General features: G+C 42.2%; 20 protein-coding genes and 2 pseudogenes. 11 read left to right on the plus strand and 11 right to left on the minus strand.

Going from position 1 to position 23524, the window contains the following annotated elements; genetic code table 11:
- The first annotated feature begins 10 nt into the window (after positions 1–10).
- A complete protein-coding gene (locus ACG9ZB_RS00925; protein WP_419323510.1) occupies positions 11–685 on the plus strand; it encodes a hypothetical protein in 675 nt (224 codons plus the stop codon).
- Between the two features lie 12 nt (positions 686–697).
- Complete coding sequence (locus tag ACG9ZB_RS00930) at positions 698–1504, plus strand: SDR family NAD(P)-dependent oxidoreductase (RefSeq protein ID WP_078389117.1); 807 nt, start codon at positions 698–700, stop codon at positions 1502–1504.
- 94 nt (positions 1505–1598) lie between these two features.
- On the opposite strand, the pseudogene ACG9ZB_RS00935 reads toward ACG9ZB_RS00930, so the two are convergent.
- From ACG9ZB_RS00935 to sdsA, 9 genes and pseudogenes are all read right to left on the minus strand, one after another.
- Positions 1599–2627: pseudogene (locus ACG9ZB_RS00935) on the minus strand (agmatine deiminase family protein).
- A 179-nt stretch (positions 2628–2806) separates the two neighbouring features.
- Positions 2807–3244 (minus strand): YbjQ family protein, encoded by a 438-nt coding sequence (locus tag ACG9ZB_RS00940; RefSeq protein WP_419323512.1) that lies wholly within the window; start codon positions 3242–3244, stop codon positions 2807–2809.
- Between the two features lie 3 nt (positions 3245–3247).
- On the minus strand, positions 3248–3604 hold the full coding sequence (locus tag ACG9ZB_RS00945) for a YbjQ family protein (RefSeq protein WP_005400360.1): 357 nt from the start codon (positions 3602–3604) through the stop codon (positions 3248–3250).
- Between the two features lie 103 nt (positions 3605–3707).
- The gene (adeK, locus tag ACG9ZB_RS00950) at positions 3708–5165 is read right to left on the minus strand and encodes a multidrug efflux RND transporter AdeIJK outer membrane channel subunit AdeK (RefSeq protein ID WP_419323795.1); all 1458 of its coding nucleotides are present in this window, start codon (positions 5163–5165) and stop codon (positions 3708–3710) included.
- Entirely contained in the window at positions 5165–8344 is a 3180-nt protein-coding gene (gene adeJ, locus ACG9ZB_RS00955) for a multidrug efflux RND transporter permease subunit AdeJ (RefSeq protein WP_419323514.1), read from the minus strand. The genes adeK and adeJ overlap by 1 nt, the downstream gene beginning before the upstream one ends.
- A gap of 12 nt (positions 8345–8356) precedes the next feature.
- Positions 8357–9601 (minus strand): efflux RND transporter periplasmic adaptor subunit, encoded by a 1245-nt coding sequence (locus tag ACG9ZB_RS00960; protein WP_419323516.1) that lies wholly within the window; start codon positions 9599–9601, stop codon positions 8357–8359.
- A 25-nt stretch (positions 9602–9626) separates the two neighbouring features.
- A complete protein-coding gene (locus ACG9ZB_RS00965) occupies positions 9627–10238 on the minus strand; it encodes a phosphatase PAP2 family protein (RefSeq protein WP_419323518.1) in 612 nt (203 codons plus the stop codon).
- A 146-nt stretch (positions 10239–10384) separates the two neighbouring features.
- The gene (locus ACG9ZB_RS00970) at positions 10385–12439 is read right to left on the minus strand and encodes a site-specific recombinase (RefSeq protein WP_419323520.1); all 2055 of its coding nucleotides are present in this window, start codon (positions 12437–12439) and stop codon (positions 10385–10387) included.
- 33 nt (positions 12440–12472) lie between these two features.
- A complete protein-coding gene (gene sdsA / locus ACG9ZB_RS00975; protein ID WP_419323522.1) occupies positions 12473–13450 on the minus strand; it encodes an All-trans-nonaprenyl-diphosphate synthase in 978 nt (325 codons plus the stop codon).
- A 467-nt stretch (positions 13451–13917) separates the two neighbouring features.
- Here sdsA and rplU point away from each other — a divergent pair, with 467 nt between their 5' ends.
- The 7 genes from rplU (at position 13918) to ACG9ZB_RS01010 (ending at position 19957) form a co-directional block, all read left to right on the plus strand.
- Positions 13918–14229, plus strand: a complete 312-nt coding sequence (gene rplU / locus ACG9ZB_RS00980) for a 50S ribosomal protein L21 (protein WP_004695441.1) — start codon at positions 13918–13920, stop codon at positions 14227–14229.
- Between the two features lie 19 nt (positions 14230–14248).
- Entirely contained in the window at positions 14249–14503 is a 255-nt protein-coding gene (rpmA, locus tag ACG9ZB_RS00985; RefSeq protein WP_004695443.1) for a 50S ribosomal protein L27, read from the plus strand.
- A gap of 471 nt (positions 14504–14974) precedes the next feature.
- On the plus strand, positions 14975–15673 hold the full coding sequence (gene lolA, locus ACG9ZB_RS00990) for an outer membrane lipoprotein chaperone LolA (protein WP_010327331.1): 699 nt from the start codon (positions 14975–14977) through the stop codon (positions 15671–15673).
- 173 nt (positions 15674–15846) lie between these two features.
- A complete protein-coding gene (locus tag ACG9ZB_RS00995; RefSeq protein WP_419323524.1) occupies positions 15847–16617 on the plus strand; it encodes an RsiV family protein in 771 nt (256 codons plus the stop codon).
- Positions 16618–16717: 100 nt separating this feature from the next.
- On the plus strand, positions 16718–17989 hold the full coding sequence (serS, locus tag ACG9ZB_RS01000) for a serine--tRNA ligase (protein ID WP_419323526.1): 1272 nt from the start codon (positions 16718–16720) through the stop codon (positions 17987–17989).
- 79 nt (positions 17990–18068) lie between these two features.
- Positions 18069–19445 (plus strand): siroheme synthase CysG, encoded by a 1377-nt coding sequence (cysG, locus tag ACG9ZB_RS01005; protein WP_419323528.1) that lies wholly within the window; start codon positions 18069–18071, stop codon positions 19443–19445.
- 32 nt (positions 19446–19477) lie between these two features.
- Positions 19478–19957 carry a tRNA (cytidine(34)-2'-O)-methyltransferase gene (locus ACG9ZB_RS01010; RefSeq protein ID WP_419323530.1) on the plus strand — a complete coding sequence of 160 codons (480 nt, stop codon included), beginning with the start codon at positions 19478–19480 and terminating at the stop codon, positions 19955–19957.
- A 39-nt stretch (positions 19958–19996) separates the two neighbouring features.
- Here the strand turns inward: ACG9ZB_RS01010 and ACG9ZB_RS01015 are convergent, their stop codons facing one another.
- Entirely contained in the window at positions 19997–20368 is a 372-nt protein-coding gene (locus ACG9ZB_RS01015) for a winged helix-turn-helix transcriptional regulator (RefSeq protein ID WP_419323532.1), read from the minus strand.
- Between the two features lie 163 nt (positions 20369–20531).
- On the opposite strand from ACG9ZB_RS01015, the pseudogene ACG9ZB_RS01020 reads away from it, so the two are divergent.
- Positions 20532–21265: pseudogene (locus tag ACG9ZB_RS01020) on the plus strand (SDR family NAD(P)-dependent oxidoreductase).
- A 90-nt stretch (positions 21266–21355) separates the two neighbouring features.
- The gene (locus tag ACG9ZB_RS01025; protein WP_332476632.1) at positions 21356–21910 is read left to right on the plus strand and encodes a flavodoxin family protein; all 555 of its coding nucleotides are present in this window, start codon (positions 21356–21358) and stop codon (positions 21908–21910) included.
- Between the two features lie 64 nt (positions 21911–21974).
- Here the strand turns inward: ACG9ZB_RS01025 and ACG9ZB_RS01030 are convergent, their stop codons facing one another.
- Positions 21975–23369, minus strand: coding sequence for an APC family permease (locus ACG9ZB_RS01030; RefSeq protein ID WP_419323534.1), 1395 nt, complete (start codon positions 23367–23369; stop codon positions 21975–21977).
- Positions 23370–23524 lie beyond the last annotated feature (155 nt).

A 23524-nucleotide genomic window follows, 5' to 3' on the forward strand; every position in this document is an offset into this window, starting at 1 on the left:
GGGGATCACGATGACTTATCAAATATCATTAAAATTAAAACCTGAAACTCACCAACGCTTTGCTTACATTCATCAACAGCTTAATGCCGGCGAAAGCCAAAGTCTTGCCAAACCTTTGGGTGAGGTTTTAGCGGATATTTCATGTGAAGTGATTGATCAAGTCTTTGGCGATCTTGAGCGTTTTTCTACCTCAGGTGATGGCGAGTCTGAGAAAATTATTCAGCACATTGTGGACACTATGCGTAAGTACATGCCGTGGTCCGTGTCTTTTTTTTCAAATGACCGTCTAATTCCAATGGTGAATTATCTAGAGCAAAGGATGTATGACACCGAGAGCACACATTTTTTAAGCTACCCAGTCGAAAAAACCTTAGTTACCGAACTTTTGGGTTGTGCGGAACAGATGGAAAAGGGCAATAACAGTTATGTTGCTCCAGCTTTGAAGGTGTTTACGCAAATTGTCGATCAAGGGGTGACCAGTTTGGTTCGCGAACCCAAAAAAATGCTTAAATTTAATTTGGTGGTCGATAAAACGCTAAATGGGGTGATTAATTTGACGACCCAATTGGGCTATAAACGTTTTGATAACTTAGGGCGTATCTATGATGCGCAGATGATGAGTCAATATTTCGATCATTTCCTGACTTTTTTAAATGATCAATCCGCAAATAAAACTTCGGTATGAGGCAATAAGGACATGGCACAGTTAAACAGTTTAGACGCTAAAGTGGTGTGGATTACGGGGGCATCTTCAGGGTTAGGTGAAGCACTAGCTAAAGAGTGTGCTTTACAAGGGGCTGAGGTGGTCCTCACGGCAAGACGTTTTGACGAACTTGAAAAAGTTCGTGTCGGACTGCTGAATCCAGATCAACACATTTCCATTTGTGCGGACATTACCGACGAAGCTCAAGTTCGCCATGCCTATGAGCAAGTGTTACAGAAAAAAGGTCGGATTGACTGGTTAATTAATAATGCGGGTTTAAGCCAACGTGCCTTGATTGCTGACACCAGCATGCAGACTGAACGCGCGATTATGGAAGTGGATTATTTCTCACAAGTGTTTTTAACCAAAACCGTTCTACCGACATTTTTAGCACAAAAATCTGGACGTATTGCTTTTGTTTCGAGTGTTGCAGGCTTATTGGGGACGCAGTACCGTGCCAGCTATTCAGCAGCCAAGGCTGCCATTCATATGTGGGCAAATAGCCTTCGTGCCGAAGTGGCCAATGAGGGTGTGGATGTATCGGTGATTTTCCCGGGCTTTGTTAAAACCAATGTTTCGTTTAATGCTTTAAATGGCGAGGGTAAACCGCAGGGTCATCAAGACGAAGCGATTGAAAATGGTTTAGAACCCGATATTTTTGCACAAACGGTGGTGAGTGCATTGCTTAAAGGTGAAGAATACATCGTAGTCGGCGGTCGCAAAGAGAAAATGGGTGTTCTGGTGTCTCGTTTATCGCCTACAACGTTGTATAAAATGATTCGTAAGATGAAAGTGAAGTAAATTGAAATAGGCAGGAGGAAAGTCGCTTTCACCTGCCTTTTGGGATCAAGTTGTTCCTATACCCCCCATGTTTTGATAGGGGAACAGCACTGTACTACTTACTGATTTTATTTAAATAGTTTAAGAACAATTCCGCATTTTTCCCACGCACTTGCCAAGACATACAACGCACACCACCGCTCATATGACAGACATTAGCAGACTGTACTGGAACAACAGTACGTTTGGTTATGGCTACGAATTTGCTGTAACGCGACAGCATCCTCTTTAATGCCAAACTGTGGGAAGTAAATCCGTTCAGGCGTCACCAGCATATTGGTGTATAAGCCACATGCAGAACCAAATTTTTCATCGTAGATTTCGCTGCCATGATAAGGGGGGATGATTTCACGAATTTTAACATTCGGAATGCTGCGCTTTAAATCGGCTTTAAGTTGCTTGGCATAGTCGGGATGGGTAAGCGTTAATCACCAAGGTATTTTGGTCGATAAAGCTGACCACACCATCGGCATGTTCCAAGCCCCATTGTTCATCGGCCTCAATGAAGGCAATCTGCTTTGCACCTGTTAGAGCCATGAGTTTCTTACGGGCTTCGCTTTCGGTGAGCTTGTTATCCGCTAGGAATTTGGTGCTGAGGACGAGATTGTCATAACCATTTTCAACCCAGTTTCCGCCATCATTCAATAGTTTGCTTTGAGTAAACTGTAAGCCTGCTTTTTGACTATAGTATTTAAACACATCTTGCACTTCATCAGAAATGGTCTGACCTTTTTTAGCGCCACCTTGTCCTGCGGCAGTGTAGCGGAACATGACGGGTTGAGCTGGATTAGCGCTGCTGAGTGGCGCATCCAAATGTCATGCATCGGTGCGATGGCCACATACTTTTTGCCCAAGGCTTTGACATAGTCGGGGTAGAGGCCTTTATCCGTCAGAACAACGATATTGTCTCCGTTTTTAATAATTTTTTTGCATAATCGACGTGAAAATCAAAAATATCATCAATCATTTTTGCATAGTACGCATCATTACTTTGAGGCGATGCCAGTACAATTAATTCAGCTTTGGCTACAAGTGGAATCATGCTGAGTACAGCCATACTTATTTTCAGTGCTAAAGATCTCATTATCTGTGACCTATTTACAGTGTAGGTAATATCCATTTTTATTATGTTCAGTGTAGAGAATTATGCTCTAGTGAGTAATCACCAACCGAATGTAAGATAGAAGGTGAGCGAGCATGAGCTATTTTGAACGATCATGCTGTTTGAGTTTAGTGAATGGATGATTGGTCAATAGTGGCTGTTTAAGGATTTTGAATGGCAGTCCCATAAGCAAAGACTTCGACCATACCGCCTTGCATGCCCATTTCTGTGGTCGCCAGTCGTATACAAGCAATATGCGTTGCGCCGTGTTTTTCCGCTTCAAGTTTGAGTCGGACGATGGCTTCACGACGGGCACGATCGACGACACTTTCATAGCTGGTGAGTCTCCCACCAAAAAAGTTTTCTACGGTCGCCAATACATATTTGAAATAATCATGAGAAATCACAACATTGCTACTGATCAAGTGCCCAGACTGCTCGAAGCTTGCTTTGCGTAAATTACCCACAGTAATGTAAGCAAGACGCTTCTCATTTTGTTCAAGTTCCGCCAAATGTTTGCGTTCGTTATAACGACCAAAACCAAAACCGACGCTAAACAGCACCGCAAAAATCAGCAGTTGGAAAATTAAACTTTCCATCGTTTAGGCCTGTGTTGGAAAAGGGTCAGGGAGATGGTTGTCTAACGGTGTGACACGGACTGCAGTGCCATAAACAAATAACTCAGATGCACCTTGGGCAATATTTGAGGTTGAAAAACGAATACCTACAATGGCATTGGCCCCTAAGTCTTGTGCTTTTGCAATCATACGATTCATGGCTTCTTGGCGGGATTCTTCTAAAAGCTCGGTATAGGCAGTGAGCTCACCACCGACAATATTTTTTAACCCTGCCAAAAAGTCGCGCCCGACATGTTTACTCCGAACCGTACTGCCATAGACCACATCCAGTTGTTGAGAAATGCGATGTCCAGGAACAGACTCAAGGTTACTTAAAAGCATAATTTTCAATATTCAAATGATTTGATTATCTTTGAAGATAGGAAAAAGCCCAGTAAAAAGCAATAAAAAAGCCCACCGAAGTGAGCTTTTGATGTTGCAAACCTTAGTTCGCTGTTTTGTTGTATTTCACATCTGAAGAAGAAGGCTGTTTCACCACTTGATCTGACGTATTGGCTTTTACACCGCCACCGAGAGTTTTATATACTTCAACTTGGTTGTTTAAGTTTGCTTGTTCAAGCAATAACAAACCTTGTTCCGCAGCGTATGATGTACGTTGTGCATCCAGTACTGTTAAGTAGTTGTCGATGCCTGCACGGAAGCGAGCAGTAGACAGTTTGTATGTGGTATTGGTGGCTTCCACAAGGCGACGCTGCGCCGCTAGACGGTCACCAATATTTTCACGTACTGCCAAGGCATCATTCACTTCACGGAAAGCGGTTTGAATGGTTTTTTCATAATCTGACAATGCAATTTTTTGGTCAGTTTCTGAAATCTTCACATTGGCACGACGTGTGCCCCAGTCAAAGATTGGAATATCTAAGCTTGGGCCAAGTGACCATACAAAGGCACCTGATTTAAACAAATCGCTTAAATCTGTCGATGCATAACCGGCTGTACCCGTTAAGCTGATGGTTGGGTACAACTGTGCTTTTGCCGCACCAATGTTGGCACCCGCAGCAGACAATTGATATTCCGCAGCACGGACATCAGGACGGTTATTCAACAAGTCGCTTGGTAAGCCTGCTGTCAACGCCGTACTTTGAGTAATGCGTTTCACAGGTTGAGGAGACAATAAGTTTGCAGGAACAGGCTGACCCACCAACAGGTTGAGCAAGTTCTGCGCTTGCGCCACTTGAGTCTTGTAGTTGGCAACATCATTACGTGCAGTTTCAACTGAAATTTGCGCTTGACGTACAGGGACTTCGCTGTCGATACCGACATCAAAACGTTTTTTGTTCAGATTGTATGACTCAAGCTGTGCTTTAAGCGTTTGATCTGCCAGTTTTAAGTTAGCATTGGCAAATGAATAGCTCAGCCATGCTTGCGCAACTTGACCAATCAACGAAATTTGTGTTGCATCACGCGCACTTTGGGTCGCTAAATAGCTGTCTAAAGCATTGTCTTTTAAGCTACGTACACGCCCCCAAAAGTCTAACTCATAAGCGGTGACACCAAGGCCAACATTATAGGTTGTGACTGGCTTAGTCGTACTTAGCGTATCTTGACGAAGCACACTACCACTTGCCCCAATAGTAGGTAGTTGGTTGTTTTCAGTAATTTGATACGCTTGTTGTGCACGTTGAATATTTAAAGTTGCAGTGCGTAGGTCACGGTTATTGGCCAAAGCCATTTCAATGACTTGTACCAATCGTGCATCAGCAAAAAAATCTTTATAACCTTGCTCAGCAATAGACGGACCTGTCGTTGAACCAATATATCCTGTTGGGATATCCGCTTGAGCGACGGGTTCTGGACCACGCATGCTTTGACATGCAGTCAAAGCAAGCGCAAGTGCAGATACCGCAATGCTACGACCTGAAATAGACCATACTTTTTGCATCACGATGTTTGCTCCTGATTATTTTGTTTCTTAGGTTTGTATTTGAAAATACTACGAATCCAAACAAAGAATACTGGAATGAAGAAAATACCCAACAGTGTAGAACTAATTACACCACCAAGGACACCAAAGCCTACCGAGTGTTGGCTACCTGCACCAGCACCTGTTGAAAGGGCAAGCGGAAGGACACCAAAACCAAATGCAAGGGTGGTCATGATAATTGGGCGTAAACGCATTTTTGCAGCATGAAGGGTTGCATCAAACAAGTCTTCACCTTGTTCTTGCAACTCTTTTGCAAACTCTACGATCAAGATCGCATTTTTCGCAGAAAGACCAATCACGGCAACAATCGCAACTTGGAAGTAGATGTTGAACGATAAGTTTGGATCGCCCTTAATGATCATACCTAACCATGTCAGTGCAAATGCACCAAGAATACCGAGTGGTACAACTAGTAATACTGAAACAGGGATAGACCAACTTTCATACAATGCGGCAAGACATAAGAAGACGATAAGCATTGAAAGAACAAGCAGCGGAGCTGTTTGATTGCCCGAATCACGTTCTTCTAAAGATAAGCCTGTCCATTCATAGTCGAAACCTTGTAAGCCCATAGATGGTAACTTACCAATAATTTCTTCCATCGCGAGCATTGCATCACCTGAACTTACGCCCGGTGCTGGAGTACCTTGAATGTTTACAGAAGATACACCGTTATAACGCTCTAGACGTGGTGAACCATAAGTCCATTCGCCTGTTGCAAATGCTGAGAATGGAACCATTGTACCGCTACTATTACGCACATACCACTTGTTCAAGTCTTCAGGCATCATACGTGCATTTGCTTCGCCTTGCACATAGACTTTTTTCACACGACCACGGTCTACGAAGTCATTAATATATGAACCACCCCAAGCCATGCTCATGGTTGTATTGATATCCGCAATACTGACACCCATTGCGCCTGCTTGTGCTTGGTCAATACTAATTTGATACTGAGGCGTATCTTCTTGACCATTAGGACGCACACCTGTAAGACGTTTATCCTGTGCTGCCATACCTAAAATCGCATTACGTGCAGCAATCAATTTCTCATGACCTTGACCACTTGCATCTTTCAACTGGATGTTAAAACCAGCAGATACACCTAATTCAGGCATTGCAGGTAACTGTAATGGCATGATGTAAGAGGCATCTTTCACGATCATATTCAATGCCATACCACGTTGGATAATGGCACCAATTTGCGACTCAGGTGTCGTACGCTCACTCCAGTCCTTCAGCTTGATAAAGGCAAGACCTGCGTTTTGACCAACACCTGTGAATGAGAAACCAGAAACAGTAAAGATGGACTCTACATGTTCTTTTTCTTTATTCATGAAATAGTCTGTCATTGTGGTGATGACTTTATCGGTACGTTCAAGGCTTGCACTTGGTGGAAGCTGAACTAAAGTCATGACGACGCCTTGGTCTTCGTCAGGCAAGAATGAGGATGGTAAAGCTTTATATAGGCCAACTAAGCCTGCAATCACCAGTAAATAAACCACACCAGAAAATACTTTATGATGGGTCATACGGTTGACACCACCTTGGTATTTTACGGATAGCTTTTCAAAGCTGCTGTTAAACCAACGGAAGAAACGCGCAAAAATATTATTACTTTCTGCTTTATTCGGATCGTGTTGTTTTAACAAGGTTGCACACAGGGCAGGAGTGAATGTTAATGCCACGATCAGTGACAAAATCATTGCGGTAACTAGCGTAATCGAGAACTGACGGTAAATAACACCCGTTGTGCCTGCAAAGAATGCCATCGGTACGAATACCGCAGTTAATACACTGGTAATACCGACCAAGGCACCAGAAATCTGTTGCATTGATTTTTCGGTCGCAGCTACAGGGTCGAGGTGTTCTTCTTGCATTACCCGTTCGACGTTTTCCACCACAACAATCGCATCATCGACCAGAAGACCAATCGCTAAGACCATCGCAAACATAGTGAGCGTGTTGATTGAGAAACCGAAGATGTTAATGACAGCAAATGTGCCCAATACAACCACTGGAACAGCCAATGTTGGGATAATCGTGGCGCGCCAGTTCTGTAAGAATAAGAACATGACAATGAACACCAACACGACAGCTTCAATCAACGTGTGTACAACACTTTCAATCGACAGCTTAATAAACGGTGTGGTGTCATAAGCTAGTTGATCTTTTAAACCATTTGGGTAGTTTTTACGAAGTTCACTGAGGCGCTTTTCTACAGCCGCTGCTGTATCTAGTGCATTTGCACCAGTTGCCAGTTTAATCGCAACACCGCCAGCAGCTTTACCATTAAATTTAGAATCAAATTGATAGTTATCTGAACCGAGTTCAACACGAGCAACATCACCCAAGCGAACTTGAGCACCTGAGGCTGTATTTTTCAAAAAGATATTTCTAAACTGCTCAGGCGTCTGCAACATACTTTGCGCATTGACCGTAGCATTCAGAACTTGTCCCTGAATTGATGGAGCACCACCGAGTTGACCCACAGCAACTTGTGAGTTTTGCGCATTAATGGCAGTTGCAACATCACTTGGAGTAATTTGTAAGCTGGTCATTTTCGCTGGATCAAGCCAAATACGCATCGCGTATGAACCACCAAAAACTTGGACTTCACCCACACCTGCAACACGGCTCAGCGGTTCAGAAATGTTTGAGTTTACATAGTCTTTAATGTCGGCAGCAGATAAGCTTCCATCTGGAGAGTAAAATGCAAGAACTTGCATAAAGCTCGCACCAGACTTGGTGACTTTTACACCTTGACGTTGTACATCTTCAGGTAAAAGCGCCGTTGCCGATTGTAGTTTGTTCTGGACTTGAACTTGAGCAATATCAGGATCGATGCCTTGTTCAAAGTTTAAGTTAATAGATGCTTGACCGTTACCCGCACTGTTTGAAGAGATATAACGTAGACCATCCAGACCATTCATTTGTTGTTCAATGATCTGAGTGACTGTGTTTTCAACAGTCTGTGCAGAAGCACCAGGATAAGTTGCAGAGATTGTCACCGAGGGCGGTGAAATCGTCGGATATTGGGCAACCGGCATTTTTGTCAGCGTGATAATACCCGCCAACATAATCACCAGTGCAATCACCCACGCAAAAATGGGGCGATGAATAAAAAATTGAGCCATTCAGTCTACCCCTTATGCGTTTGAAGTAGCTTTTTGTTCAGTTTTTGCACCAGCTTCTGTCTTTTTAGCATCTGTTGTTGGAGCTTGAGGTGCGGCTGCTTTAGGTTGATACGGTTTAGCAACAACTTTCTGTTCAGCTTTAACTTTCGCTATTCCGTCAACAATAACTTTTTCACCTGTTTTAAGGCCTTCAGTCACAATCCAGTCTTGACCTTGAATACCAACTGTGGTGATTTGACGAGCCTCTACTACACCTTTGTCATTCACAATCATTGCCATTGCTTGACCTGTTGGTGTACGAGTCACTGCAATTTGCGGCACTAACATCGCATTCGGGATTACGCCTTGAACGATTTGTGCATTGGCAAACATACCAGGAAGCAATAAGTGATTCGGGTTCGGGAACACCGCACGAATCGTCACAGTTCCTGTATCTGGATTGACACTAGCATCAGAGAACGCTAAACGGCCTTCGATTGGATAATCACTGCCATCTTCAAGTTTCAGCTTCACACGGGTGTTGTTACTGCTGTCTAAGCTACCTTTACTCAATTGTTGACGTAAACGAAGAAGTTCAGAACTCGATTGGTTGATATCAACATAGATCGGGTCTAAGCGTTGAATCGTCACCAATGGTTCTGTTTGGTTTGCAGTCACCAAAGCACCGGCAGTAACTGTAGAGCGGTTGGTTTGACCTGAAATTGGAGAGCGTATGGTTGAATAACCTAAGTCCACTTCAGCATTTTTAACTTGAGCACGTGCTGCTGCCACTTGTGCCTCAGCAACCTTTACTTGACCCACTAAGTCGTCATAGTCTTGTTTCGCAACAGCGTTGCTTGAAACCAGTTGCTGATAACGATTTAGTTTGGTTCTGAGTGTGCTTAAATTCGCTTCTTGTTGTAATAATGCTGCTTTGGCATTATCAAATGTTGCTCGGTTGGTACGAGCATCAAGTTCATAAAGTGCTTGACCTTCACGTACATAACTGCCTTCCGCAAACAAACGTTTTAGAATGATTCCACTCGTTTGTGGGCGAACTTCAGAGATTTCAAATCCCGTGGTTCTGCCAGATAACTCTACAGATTGTTCTACATTTTGTGGTTGTGCAACAATGACACCGACTTCAGTAGGTGGCGTTTGTTGAGAAGCGCCAGCTTGCTGCGCATCTTTTGGGTCTTTGCTACAACCAACAAGTGCAATACTCGTTGCTAATGCGCAAGCGGTAAGGGCTGGGGCCCAAAGCTTTGCCGACATCATTGTTCCACCTCGATTAGATTCTTATCTAAAAATAATGTGTATTTAATTGGGTATATCTGCTACACAAGATGTAAAGCAGTGAAATCCAGATAATACTAATGCTCCAACCTGCGAGAACGTCGGACGGGAAGTGTACTCCAAGATAGATTCTTGAAATTCCCATCATCAGCATCCATAAAAGAGCAATGCATACAACATAACGATGTGCAGGAAATGGTCGACTTAAGAAAATGGCAAGACACGCCAAAGTGGCAGCATACATACTGTGCGCACTCGGAAAGGAAGCACCATAGCTCGTCACTAGGTGAAACATTTCTGGTGGGCGTGGTCTTGAAATTAGAAATTTAAGTAGCCAAGCAGAAGCAATACTTCCAACAACGCCTAAACCAATAAAAACAACATCTCTATACTTTTTATACCATGCACGATGGAAACACCATAGAGTGGTTAGAAATAATACAAACGGCATGCCACCGAGTGCCGATAAAAGTATTGCAAGTTTATCTATAGGCTCAGTTCTTAATGTGCTGAAATATTCGACCATCGCCAGATCTAAAGCGATGAGTGGTTGAATGCTTAGAGCTAATGCACTGATTATAAATAAAATAATACCGATAAAAAGCAACAAGTAAGGCATGCTGGAACTCGTGTCATTTCAACCGATTTAAGCGCGGTTATTTACTGGGTTAAAGTGTACTCATCAGTACACTTTAATTCAAGTGTTGATTAATCATGTATAAAATTTTGTTTACAGTGTAACAAGAGCTCAAAATCGGTACAAAATCATTTTGTATGGTGTTTTGTATTGTTCAAACTTTCCTCAACTTCAAGAGGTACTTTCGGTGGCCAAAAGAAGTCACTTGGTCGCGTTAGAAAATGGGTTAAAACCAATTTTGCTAACGGTTTCCACTGTTCAAAACGGACCCGACGTGCGCGTAAAGCCACAATAATCGTGAGGGTAAAACTAACAAATAAGTTCGTCAGACCAATAGCGAGTACCCCGAGGAAAGATACAATAATCAAGCCAATCTCAGGACTACCATTAATATTCATTAGACCTTGAATGAAGTTTGCAGACGCAAAGGCAATATGGCGAATATCTAGGGGTAAACCCAAAATATAGCCAATGGTTCCCATACTTCCTAGCATAATTCCGAACAAAAAATTACCCGCTAACGCACCTAAGTTACGTTCTATATAACCTGCAAATTTATCGAGCCGTTCTTGTCGCATGATGGTTTTGAGACGGGGATGTGCTTTTAAGCGAGGACCAACTTTGCGGTAGACTGCCATATTATCGAAATAGCCCGCTAGCAGACCAGACAAAAATAAACACACGCCAGCAATAGCAGCATGGGGAATGGCTAAGGAGGTAAATGGATTCAGGTCATGTAGTGTTTTGCTGGCTTTTGCATGGGTCATCAGCGGTTCGTGTAGTCCCGTTGCCCAAGCCCATGCAATAAAGGCTGCAACGGGTATGGCAATCGAGATATTTCCCAAAATAGCAATGAACTGGGTACGGATAATATTGATAATCAATGCTGCTAGTTCAGCAATTTGCGCGGTTTTAGAACCTTTGCGGTGTTGTACTGTTGCTGCAAGGGCTGCAGCAGTCATCGCGGGTTGTTTGGTCGCTACAGTAAAATGCAAGACATGAATCAGCATAAAACCTAGTGAGTAATTCATACTGTAAATAAAGGCTTGCATGAGTGGTGCCATGACCATACGTGCCGACAAGGTTTTGAGCGTTGCCATAATGGCAATAATAACTCCTGCACCCGCTGCGGACTTATACATGGCTAAAAAGCCTTGTTTGTCTGTACTTACATAGTGTTCACCGGTTTTACTGGCATTTTCAGTTACCTGTAACGCAATTAGTTCACTATTTGTAGTGAGTAGAGAGCGTACGCTGCGTTCGCTATAAATCGCAGCGGTAATATCGACCAAGAGCATACTCACCGCTTCATAGTGTACTTCGCCTTCTTCTACAATTAAATTGAGCAACAGTTCAACGCGGTCTAAGCATTGCTCAAGTAAGGAAATAAGATAGGTTAAACTGACACTGACTCCAATACGTCTAGTCGCACGACGAATTTTCAATACCACATCACGACACTGCTCAATCATGACCAGCGCTTGGGAAGCGTCGGGTGGTGCAACCACACTCGAGGTTTCTGCGTCTTGATGTGCTTTTTTATACTGTTGAATAAATTCGACAATTTCCCGGTTCTGCACTAAAAAAGGCGATTCATATTCGGTCAGCTCAGGATGTGCATTAATAAACTCTGGATATAAACCAATACCACTTATCCGATAAGACAACACCGTAATGGCTTTAATCACTTCACTGCGAATTTTGACTTTTTCTTTTTGATTGGCATGCCCGTGATTGAGCAGGTTCAGCAGTTGTAGCCAGTCACTGTCCCGGATGTTATCGAGCCAATATTTATCACTTCGGTTGGGGAAAACGCGACGGACTAAATCTTGTAGTTGAGTTTCGTCATTAATCAGCGGGAGAAAATGTGCCCCTAAACGCTGTGACAATTGATTCCAAAACCCATCTAAAGACAAGATGCCTGTGTCGGCATAAAGACTGGTCTGTTTATATTGGGAAATAAGCCGCAACACAAAGCTTTGTAAGGTTGAAGCGGCATCGGGAGTGATGAGTAATGCTTGAATGAGAGCTTGAAATTTTTGATGGATTTCATCGATTTGATACGCATCCGTTGGACGAATACGCTCCACCAACTCAATTAAAAGTTGATCATTTAAAACAGCTTGAGGTTGCTCAAGCTGTTGCTGCATTTGAAAAAACAGATCATTAAATTTTATATGCATAGGCAAGTTAAAAACATTTTAAAGCATCATTTGTTATTGAATTCGATGTAAAGCCAGTTGGGTTAAATTGACCAGTGCTTGACGATATTGGCTGTTAGGTAAAGCCTGTAATGCTTGAAGTGCGGCTTCGGTTTCTTCATGCGCCCGTTGTCGGCAGTAATCTAGTGCGCCAGAACTGTTTACGATAGCAATGACTTGATCAAGATCTCTTGTTCCACCTGTCGCAATACTTCGACGAACAATGTCATGTTCTTCACCCGTTGTATTTTTCAATGCTGAGATTAACGGCAAAGTCGGTTTACCTTCCATTAAATCATCGCCAATATTTTTACCTAATATTTCTGCATCTGAGGTGTAATCTAAAATATCATCAATGATTTGAAAGGCATTGCCAAAGTGGCCTGCAAATAAACGCAGCGGTTCACGGTACTGCGGTGTCCCAGAGAGAATTGCAGCACCTTCAGTTGCCAGTTCAAATAAACGTGAGGTTTTACCGTGAATAATATCTAAATACGTTTGTTCTGTGGTTTCAGGTTGGTGCTGTGCTTGAAGTTGTAGCACTTCACCTTCAGCGATTTCACAAGTCCCTGTAGAAAAATCTTTGAGCAAGGTCATATCACCGAGATCGACCAACAAATCAAAGGCGCGTGAAATCAGAAAGTCACCCACCAGTACAGCGGTCTGATTGTTCCAAGTTGCATTGGCCGTTGGGCGACCACGACGTAAGCCAGATTCATCGACCACATCATCATGGACTAAGGTTGCGGTATGCAGCATTTCAATGATGGCAGCAAGTTTGCGCTGGCGCTCCAAATCTTCTGCACCACAGGCTTTCGCAGCCAATAAACACATAATGGGACGCATGCGTTTACCACCTGCTTCAACCACATGTTTACTCACCGCCATGACTAATGCAACTTTAGAGGTAATGCCTTCATTAATAAATGTGTCCATCGTGGCAAAGTCTTGAGCTACAGGGGCGAGAATATCTTGCTTAAAGTCGATGGTCATTTGAAGAGAGGCCTCATGTATATAAAGTGATAAAAATCAGCATTACCAATATTGTGCAAATAGGGATACCTGTCTAAATGATTCATTTTAATCATAAATGAGACTCGCTAGCGTGCGAGGCTATATTTTACGAAAGACAGTTCCTTATTTACCCAATGTATAAGCGTACTGCATTTGTAGGCTTATTTACATTTTAAAAATCAATTCATCCATACTATAGCGGATTGATTTTAAAAATCTATTTCATTGTAAGCAAAGTCAAGCAAGAGTTGAACTTTAATTTGTTGATTGAGTTTTTCTCGATTATTAAATAATCGTTAATTTAGTCTAATAAGTTCGGCAAATCTCTTGTTGTTTGAATCAATATCACTTAAAATCCTTGCCCTTGATTAACCCCAGTGGCGTTCGTATTAAGATCGATATATTCCTTTATCGGCACGACGACACGGGCATGTTTGGAGTACATTATGTACGCAGTAATCCAAAGCGGTGGTAAACAGCACCGTGTTGTAGAGGGTGAAACCCTTAAAGTTGAATTGTTGAAAGCTGAAACTGGCGCAACTATTACGTTTGATGACGTATTAATGCTAGTAAATGGTGACAGCATTCAAATCGGTGCTCCAGTTGTTGCTGGTGCTACTGTAACTGCTGAAGTAGTTAGCCATGGTCGTCACGACAAGATCCGTATTGTAAAAATGCGTCGTCGTAAACACTACCGTAAACAACAAGGTCACCGTCAATGGTTCACTGAGTTGAAAATTACAGCTATTTCAGGCTAATCACGAGGAGTAATGAGACATGGCAACTAAAAAAGCCGGTGGTTCGACTAAGAACGGTCGTGATTCGAACCCTAAAATGCTTGGTGTTAAAATCTACGGTGGTCAATCTGTGACTGCTGGTAACATCATCGTTCGTCAACGTGGTACAGAATTCCACGCAGGTCAAAACGTTGGTATGGGCCGCGACCATACTTTGTTTGCAACCGCTGACGGCGTAGTAAAATTCGAAGTGAAAGGTCAGTTTGGCCGTCGCTACGTAACTGTTGAAGCGTAAGTTTTAATAGTAAGAAAACCCACAGTTTTGTGGGTTTTTTTTCGTCTATTCATATTGTTAGCTTATTTTTCTTGTAATTTTAAAACAAAACACTAAATACGAATAAATGGCGATGTAAATCACGAAAAATAAGGGTGTAATAATAGTGTAAAAGGTATTTGTTGTATAAATCTTTTGCAAGATTCTGATTTTTAAAGGTTTTTTGAAAACTTAATAAAAAATAACTATAATAAAATTATAGTGTTAGGTGTTTGTGCAAAAAAAGCCACTTAGTTAGAAAAGCCTCTGCACATTTAGAGGCTTTTCTATATCTAAAGAGCACATCTTCTCTTCATCATGATGGATATTTCACAACATTAAGCACCAATAAATATACAAATCTTCTTATATTCTCAATTATTAGCCATAAAATTTGATTTAAGATAGCTCATCTAACAAATTGCGACTGCGCAAATTATAAAAGGTGAGATTATGAAAATGCTTCGTAAGACTTTATGTGCAATGACAGTAGGTGTAGTAACACTTGGCCCTGTTATGAGCAGTACAGTATTTGCAGCTCCGGTTGCAGCATCGGAGCAACAGGCGACGACGAGTTTAGTGAAACAGTTGAGTGGTATTCAAAGTATTAGTTCTAACTTTGAGCAAACCACTAAAGTCACAAATTCATCTAAAGCACCGAAGAAACAAGGTTTATCTGCTCAGCATATGAATCAGACCTTTAAAGGGGTGATGAAAGTTGAGCGTCCAGGAAAATTCTATTGGGAAACCACAAGCCCTGCGAAGCAAACTATTGTAACTTCGGGCAAAACGGTATGGATTTATGATCCAGACTTACAGCAAGCGGTTCGTCAGACTTTAGATGAACAGGTGGCGAATACCCCTGCACTATTATTGTCAGGGAATACGGAACAGATTCGTAAGTCATACCGTATTACGCAACCAAATCAGAGCAAAACTTACTATACCCTGTACCCAAAAAGCGATGATGGTGCGTTTCAAAGTTTAACGATCAGTTTTGGTGCGAAAAATGCGCCAACGCTAATGATCTTAGAAGATTCTTTGGGACAAACAACCTATGTGCGTTTTAATAACACTAAGGTAAATACCAATATTCCAGCTTCAACCTTTAATTTTACGCCGCCTAAAGGCACAGACATTATTGACCAATAAAATGAGTCTGTTGTTTAAAACCACCTTCGGGTGGTTTTTTATTGGGTCACGTTCAGTTACATAACGTGGTGGGAAGTTATGGCTGTGCTTTGTATAGTCTGTGCTATTGAATACGTAACTGCGGGTAAATCATGATATTACTTCATAACAATAAAATTGGATCTGTCTTCGCAATGATGTTGTGCGTTGGATTGCTCAGCGCATGCCAACCACAAAATGACATTAACGCTGCAAAAAATGAAGAGACAGCTAAACCAGCTCAAGTCGTACAGAGCTTGCCACTGATTGAGGCGAAAGTTCGACCATTACAATTGGCGCGTTCTATTGCTTGTGATGAAGAAGGGTGCACCAAATATCAGTTGTACAGCTTGGACACTAATGTCCCATGGATCAATCAATATTTTGATGAGCGCATGAAAAAAGCCAATCCTGTGGCGTTTGAAAGCTCGAAGCAAGCAAAGCCACAGATCGATGAAAACATGCTCAGTGAAACTTTGTCTGATGTCCGTTATGTGGCACAGCGTGGAAAATATGTTGATTTTGTCTTGATGTATTATCACTACCCAGCACGCGCCGCACATGGTATGTATCACAACGAATATATCACCTTAGATTTGGCAACGAAAAAACGGGTTGCGCTGAGTGACATTGTGGTGGACAAGACGGAGTCTCAATTATTAGATGCATTGCATAGTGCCAATAGCATGTGGCTGTCCGATCATAATATTTCACGTGAGCAATTGAAGCTGACCGATAATTATTATATGAGTGCCAAAGGTGTGGTGTTTGTTTATCCCTTATACGAATTAGCATCTTATGCAGAAGGGATGTCTGAATTGGTTTTACCGTATCAACAAGCCAGCGGCTTAATTAAGGCAGAATATTTGCCGAGTTTTGTCGATTATGCAGCTGAACGAGAAAAAGCGAGCAAAAAAAAGCCATGAAAATTGCTGTAATAAGCCACAGCTAGTGATCGCGTGACTGTATTTTTCGGCCTGAAGCGCTTACACTATAGCCAGTTTTTTTCTTTGCAAAAGATTGGCTATGATCGACCCGAAATTACTCAGAAATAATATTGAGGCTGTAAATTTAGCCTTAGCAAAACGTGGTGTACAACTGAATGTTGAAGAATGGGCATCACTAGAAGCTCGCCGTAAAGAGATTCAATCCAAAACTGAATCTCTTCAAGCTGAACGTAATTCGGGTGCAAAACAAGTTGGCCAAATTAAAAAAGCTGGTGGTGATGCATCTGAAATTATGATGCGCATGTCAGCGATTGGTGATGAAATCAAAGCGGCAGAAGTCGCTTTGTCTGAATTACAAGCTGAACTTGAAGCGAAATCACTCAGCATTCCAAACTTGCCAGATGAGTCTGTTCCTGAAGGAAAAGACGAAAGTGATAACGTGGAAATCCTCACATGGGGTACGCCGCGTACGTTTGACTTCGAAATTAAAGATCACACTGACTTAGGGGAGTGGATGGGTGGTCTTGAGTTTGAAACAGCGACCAAATTGACAGGTTCTCGTTTCAGTGTGCTCAAAGGGCCACTTGCTCGTTTACAACGTGCGATTACCCAGTTCATGCTGAATACGCATACCTTAGAAAATGGTTATACCGAAGCTTATGTGCCGTATTTAGTCAATGCTGACTCACTCCGTGGTACAGGCCAATTGCCTAAATTTGAAGAAGATTTATTCAAGTTACAAGGTGAAAAAGAGTATTACCTTATTCCAACTGCGGAAGTGCCTGTAACCAACTTCGTGCGTGATGAAATCATTGATGCAGACCGTTTACCACTTAAATATGCAGCACATACGCCATGTTTCCGTAGTGAAGCAGGTTCATATGGTCGTGATACGCGTGGCTTGATTCGTCAACACCAATTCGACAAAGTTGAAATGGTGCAAATTGTTAAACCAGAAGATTCAATGCAAGCGCTTGAAGAGCTTACAGGTCACGCTGAAGGGATTTTGAAAGCACTTGGTTTACCGTACCGTAAGATCATTCTTTGTGGTGGTGATATGGGCTTCGGTGCAACTAAAACTTATGATCTTGAAGTTTGGGTACCAAGTCAAAACACGTACCGCGAAATTTCTTCATGTTCAAACATGGGTGACTTCCAAGCGCGTCGTATGAAAGCACGCTACCGTGCAGACCAAAAGAAAACTGAATTTGTGCATACGCTGAATGGTTCTGGTTTGGCTGTGGGCCGTACTTTACTTGCGGTCATGGAAAACTACCAACGTGCTGATGGTTCGATTGAAATTCCGACCGTTCTTCGTCCTTATATGGGCGGCGCTGAGTACATTGACTAATAAAGTCGATGTAATACTGCACAGTTTTGTGCACAATAATTGCTTTAAGACAGTCAGATAAAACTCATTGAGGTCGTGTGTGGATATTTTTCCAATCTCTTTAAAGTTGCAACATCAACCTTGTCTGATTGTCGGCGGAGGGCATATTGCTTACCGTAAGGCAGTGTTGTTACATAAAGCAGGGGCAGTGATTCATATCATTGCTCCTGATATTGATGAAAATTTATTGCAACTGGTTGAAGAAAGCCAAGGGCAATATATCCAAGCGCTATATCCTGCGCAGATTCAACTCAATGACTATCGTTTAGTGATTGCTGCAACAGATGATTATGCAGTGAATGCTCAAGTCTTTGAGGACTGTGAAGCGCTTAAAATACTGGTCAACAGTGTTGATGATCCACCGCATTGCCGTTTTATGGTTCCTGCCATTGTCGATCGTTCGCCTTTGGTGATTTCAGTGGCCAGCAATGGTACATCCCCCGTTTTATCTCGCCAAATTCGTACTCAGCTTGAAACCAGCATTCCACATGGGATGGGTAAGTTGGCTGAGTTTTCAGGAAAATGGCGTGCAGCGGTGAAAGCGAAGATTTCTAATCCTGACGAGCGCCGTGTTTTTTGGGAAGACTTATATGCAAGCCCCCTGAAAGAACAGGTTTTTCATGACAATCTCGTAGAAGCAGATCGTTTAATCGAGCAAGCGCTGTTGGAGTGGAAAACGCCGAAAGGTGAGGTATATTTGGTTGGTGCAGGTCCAGGCGATCCTGAGTTGCTAACCCTCAAAGCATTGCGTTTGATGCAACAAGCCGATGTGGTGATTTATGATCGTTTGGTTTCTCCTGCGATTATGGAACTCTGCCGTCGCGATGCAACAAAAATTTATGTGGGTAAAGCCCGTTCTAACCATGCTGTACCGCAAGAAGGCATCAATGCCTTACTAGTGGAATATGCCTCAAAAGGTCAACGTGTTTGCCGTTTAAAAGGTGGTGATCCTTTCATCTTTGGTCGTGGTGGTGAAGAAATTCAAGAGCTTTTTGCGGCAGGTGTGCCATTTCAAGTGGTGCCAGGTATTACTGCGGCTTCGGGTTGTTCGGCTTATGCAGGCATTCCGTTGACACATCGCGATTATGCGCAAAGCGTGCGTTTCCTTACGGGCCATTTAAAAGAAGGTTCGCCCGAGTTACCTTGGGATGAGTTGGTCTATCAGAATCAAACACTTGTGCTGTACATGGGCTTGGTTGGTTTAGAAAAAATTTGTGAAAAGTTAATTGAGCATGGCCAGCGCCCAGACATGCCTGTTGCTTTGATCTCGAAAGGTACCACGCCAGAACAAAAAGTGCTGGTCGGGACCTTAGCGGATATCGCATCAAAAGTTGAAGAAAATCATATTCAAGCGCCTACATTGACCATCATTGGTGATGTAGTAAGTTTGCGTGAACAATTACAGTGGCAAGATTAACTTTTGCCAGATTGAAAGAGTAGAGAAAAGCTGTGATCCATGTTGTTTTATACGAGCCCGAAATTCCTGCAAACACAGGCAATATCATTCGTTTATGTGCTAATACTGGAGCGCAGCTGCATTTGGTTAAGCCACTCGGCTTTGAACTGGATGATAAAAAACTCAAACGTGCAGGTTTGGACTACCACGAGTGGGCGCGTATGCAAATTTGGGAAACATTCGATGAGTGTTTAGCAAATTTAGCTGAAAAAGGTGTCGATATAAATGCGATTTATCCTTTAACCACCAAAGGAACGGAAACGCCGCATACTTCGGATTTGAATCGTCCCGTGGCGTTACTTATGGGACCTGAGACGCGTGGTCTGCCTGAACAGATTCGTATGCTGTTTCCAAAAGAGCATTGGATTCGTTTGCCCATGGCTGAAAACTCGCGCAGTTTGAACTTATCCAATGCGACCGCCGTGATTGTTTATGAAGCATGGCGTCAGCAGGGTTTTAAGCCTTTAGTCTAATCAAATTGCTATGATAGAGGCCGCTTAAGCGGGCTCTGTTTATTCTAGCTTTTGATCGAATCCAGCTCTGGATTTTAAAACTTTAAGCATATTGGCTTCGACCCAATCTTTCATTTGATAGGTATTTTGAGCAAAGTCTTTGCCAATCTCGGTTAACGCATATTCCACGCGAATCACGTTGTCTTCATGAATGGTTCGTGTCAAAAAACCATCGCGCTCTAAGATTTTTAATTTTTGTGACAGTACTTTAGGTGAAATACCTAAAACATTTTTCTTAAGCTCATTAAAGTGCTGTGACTCTTGATCCAGCGTATACACAATCAATAAAATCCACTTGTCTGCAAATTTTTCAAAAAAAAGACGAGAAGGACAATCTGGATGAAAAATATTAAATTTCGTTGGCTTATTCATTTCTAATCATGCTCCTTTTAAGTTCTATCTTCATTTGAAACAATCAATCAGACCAGTTATCAAGTAGTAACTAATTGATACTAGGTTTCATAAGTGTATCATGAGTACAGACTTAATGCAGCGCTGTCATTAGAATACGCTTTCGCAAGATGCTAGCAATTGGATGGATCACATAAAGAAAGTTTCAGAGGCTGTTGTTTTTATTACGGGTGGGAACCGTAGCTTAGGACTTGCCATCGCTTGGGAGGCACGTCGTCAGGGCGCTAAAGAGATCTACGTGGGTATGCGCCAGATTGGGAGTTTTCAGGAAGAAAGGCTTACCCCGATTCAACTCGATGTAAATGACGAAGTATCTATTCAGCAGGCAGCAGAACAATGTGCAGATACCACAATTCTTGTGAATAATGCGGGCATTGCGCTTTTGAATGAGCATCCTGTCGATGCTAATATCATTGCGACTACGAAAAAAGATTTTGGAAACCAATTTGTTGGGCTTGATGAGAGTGACGCAAATTTTTGCTCCGATCTTGAAAAAGAGCCAACAGGCTTATCTGGTCAACATTCTCTCGGATATATTCTGGGAGTCAAGCACTGTTTTGACCAGTTATGCCATTTCCAAGGCGGCAGCATGGTCATATACCAACTTAAGTCGTCAGTGGTTGTCTCAGTTTAATATTCAGGTCATGGGGGCATATGGGTTTTATTGACACCGATCTGACTCGTTCATTACCTATTCTAAAGATTGCGTTAGAAACAGTAGCTCAAGAAATATTTCAAGGCATCGAGCAAAATGCGTATGAAGTTTTGGTCGGTGAAAAGACCCAGCAGTTGAAGCAGGACCTAAGTGCTGAAGTTGCAAGTTATGTGAAGCTCAAGCCCGATCAGCCAAGTGTTTAAGATATTTCATACTATTTATTTTTAATGGTTTACGCAGCGTCATGCTTGACGAAGCAATGTCAATCAAGTGATTCAAAAGAGGAAACTAAAATGTCAAATATTTCAGTGGTTTTTTATTCAGGCTATGGACATACCAAAGTGATTGCACAAACTTTTGCGCAAGAAATTGGTGCAAATTTGGTGGAGATTGACCCAAATGGAGATATTTCAGAGCAAGATTGGCAGACATTGGATCAATCTGATGCAATTGTATTTGGTGCACCAACTTATATGGGTACTGCACCGTGGCAATTTAAAAAGTTTGCCGATGCATCTTCAAAGAAATGGTTTACCCGCGCATGGCAAGATAAGATTTTCGGTGGCTTTACTAATAGTGCAAGCTTAAATGGTGATAAGCAAGTGACCTTAATTCAACTACAAACACTTGCATCACAGCATGGCGGTATTTGGGTAAGCTTGGGCTTATTGCCTGCCAACAGTAAAGCGGCAACCCGTCAAGATGTAAATAATTTGGGTGGTTCTGTAGGCTTGTTGGTGCAATCACCATCGGATGCAAGTACGGATGAAATCCCAACTGGGGATCTCGAAACCACAAAAGTCTATGCACAACGTATTGCTAAAATAACCAAGCAATTTAAGGGCTAGTTTTTTAGCTCTAGTTTAGAAAAGAAAAAGACGCACTTGGCGTCTTTTTCTTTTGAATGAAAGATTAGAGCGGATCTTCAAATTCATTATGTTGTGGTGCAGGTTGCTTAAAGCCTTTGGTTTTATAACCTAAGTATAAAATACCAAACATTGCCCACCATAAACCGAATTTCAACGCGGTTTCTTCAATTTCTAGCCACATGGCAAAGATACTAAGGAATCCACACATTGGAATCACCACAAAGCTAAAGATATCTTTAATATTCTTTGTGCGACCATCACGTAGTGCATATCGTGAAATCACTGATAAGTTTACAAAGGTAAATGCAGTTAACGCACCGAAGCTGATCATCGAAATAACGATGTCTAAGTCCATGAAGCCAGCGGTTAATGCTACAGCACCTACAATGAGAATGTTATAAGACGGTGTAAAGCTTTTCGGACTAATGTGACCAAAAATCTTCTTGTTAATCACGCCATCGCGCCCCATTACATACATTAAGCGTGAAACGCCTGCATGTGCCGAAATACCTGATGCCATAACAGTCACAATCGCAAAGTACAACACCACCGTTTTAAAGGCAACGCCACCGACTGCTTGTAAAATGTCAGGCTGTGTTGCAGCAACATCTTCAAAGTAAGTCTTTGGATCATTCGGGAAGTAAATCTGCATGAAGTAGGTGCTGATAATAAAGATCAAACCAGCCAAGAGTGCCGTTAAGAAAATCGCTTTAGGGAGTGTTTTCTCGGTATCTTTTGTTTCTTCTGCAAGCGAGCTGAGCGAGTCAAAACCTGTGAATGAGAAGCACAGTAAAGTCGCGCCAGTAATTAGGGGACCCAGTGTAGTAAGTTCATTCCAGAATGGCTCTAAACTCCATAACTGATATTTAGCATTGACCAAAGTACCATCTGCGTTGACGCCACCAGCAAGTAAGCTGTAAACCATCCACGTGAAGTAAGCAATCACACCTAACTGTACAAAAACGATCAAACCATTAAAGTTTGCAACGAAGCGTGCACCACGTAAGTTGACCGCGGTCATAAATGCAGTTAAACCTACCACCCAGACCCAATGGTTTACATCAGGGAATAAGGCTTCAAGGTAAATCACGGCAAGAATGATGTTGACCATTGGAGACAATAAATAGTCTAACCATGATGACCAACCGACCATAAATCCGACATTCGGATGGATGGATTTTTGCGCATAGGTATAGGCTGAACCCGAGGAAGGGTAGCGACGAATCATGTGACCATAACTGATCGATGTGAATAAAATTGCAATTAAAGCAATAATATATGACGTTGGAACATGATAATGACTTTCTTCTGATACTAAACCAAAAGTATCAAATAATGTCATCGGTTGAATATAAGCTAAACCAATAATAATGATGTGCCAGAGACCTAGCGTTTTTTGCAGTTTAGCTGCCGATTGAGTCCCAGAAATATTAGTCAACGGCGTTATCCTCTTAATCGTTGATCAAGGATCAGTCATGTTTAATAAGGATCGTTTGAGACGAACGATCCCCCCTGTGTTTAATTTCAAAAGTTCGCCAATCTACATTAATTTGACCGCTTTTGTCAGTAACTTTTTCAGATTTTTTAGCAGTT

The sequence above is a fragment of the Acinetobacter johnsonii genome (assembly GCF_048551975.1).
GTDB lineage: Bacteria > Pseudomonadota > Gammaproteobacteria > Pseudomonadales > Moraxellaceae > Acinetobacter > Acinetobacter johnsonii_A.

Bases quoted from the DNA above. Each gene is read 5' to 3' on its own strand.
- ACG9ZB_RS00925 (WP_419323510.1), top strand. From the start codon at position 11: ATGACTTATCAAATATCATTAAAATTAAAACCTGAAACTCACCAACGC.
- ACG9ZB_RS00930 (WP_078389117.1), top strand. From the start codon at position 698: ATGGCACAGTTAAACAGTTTAGACGCTAAAGTGGTGTGGATTACGGGG.
- ACG9ZB_RS00940 (WP_419323512.1), bottom strand. From the start codon at position 3,244: ATGGAAAGTTTAATTTTCCAACTGCTGATTTTTGCGGTGCTGTTTAGC.
- ACG9ZB_RS00945 (WP_005400360.1), bottom strand. From the start codon at position 3,604: ATGCTTTTAAGTAACCTTGAGTCTGTTCCTGGACATCGCATTTCTCAA.
- adeK (WP_419323795.1), bottom strand. From the start codon at position 5,165: ATGCAAAAAGTATGGTCTATTTCAGGTCGTAGCATTGCGGTATCTGCA.
- adeJ (WP_419323514.1), bottom strand. From the start codon at position 8,344: ATGGCTCAATTTTTTATTCATCGCCCCATTTTTGCGTGGGTGATTGCA.
- ACG9ZB_RS00960 (WP_419323516.1), bottom strand. From the start codon at position 9,601: ATGATGTCGGCAAAGCTTTGGGCCCCAGCCCTTACCGCTTGCGCATTA.
- ACG9ZB_RS00965 (WP_419323518.1), bottom strand. From the start codon at position 10,238: ATGCCTTACTTGTTGCTTTTTATCGGTATTATTTTATTTATAATCAGT.
- ACG9ZB_RS00970 (WP_419323520.1), bottom strand. From the start codon at position 12,439: ATGCATATAAAATTTAATGATCTGTTTTTTCAAATGCAGCAACAGCTT.
- sdsA (WP_419323522.1), bottom strand. From the start codon at position 13,450: ATGACCATCGACTTTAAGCAAGATATTCTCGCCCCTGTAGCTCAAGAC.
- rplU (WP_004695441.1), top strand. From the start codon at position 13,918: ATGTACGCAGTAATCCAAAGCGGTGGTAAACAGCACCGTGTTGTAGAG.
- rpmA (WP_004695443.1), top strand. From the start codon at position 14,249: ATGGCAACTAAAAAAGCCGGTGGTTCGACTAAGAACGGTCGTGATTCG.
- lolA (WP_010327331.1), top strand. From the start codon at position 14,975: ATGAAAATGCTTCGTAAGACTTTATGTGCAATGACAGTAGGTGTAGTA.
- ACG9ZB_RS00995 (WP_419323524.1), top strand. From the start codon at position 15,847: ATGATGTTGTGCGTTGGATTGCTCAGCGCATGCCAACCACAAAATGAC.
- serS (WP_419323526.1), top strand. From the start codon at position 16,718: ATGATCGACCCGAAATTACTCAGAAATAATATTGAGGCTGTAAATTTA.
- ACG9ZB_RS01015 (WP_419323532.1), bottom strand. From the start codon at position 20,368: ATGAATAAGCCAACGAAATTTAATATTTTTCATCCAGATTGTCCTTCT.
- ACG9ZB_RS01025 (WP_332476632.1), top strand. From the start codon at position 21,356: ATGTCAAATATTTCAGTGGTTTTTTATTCAGGCTATGGACATACCAAA.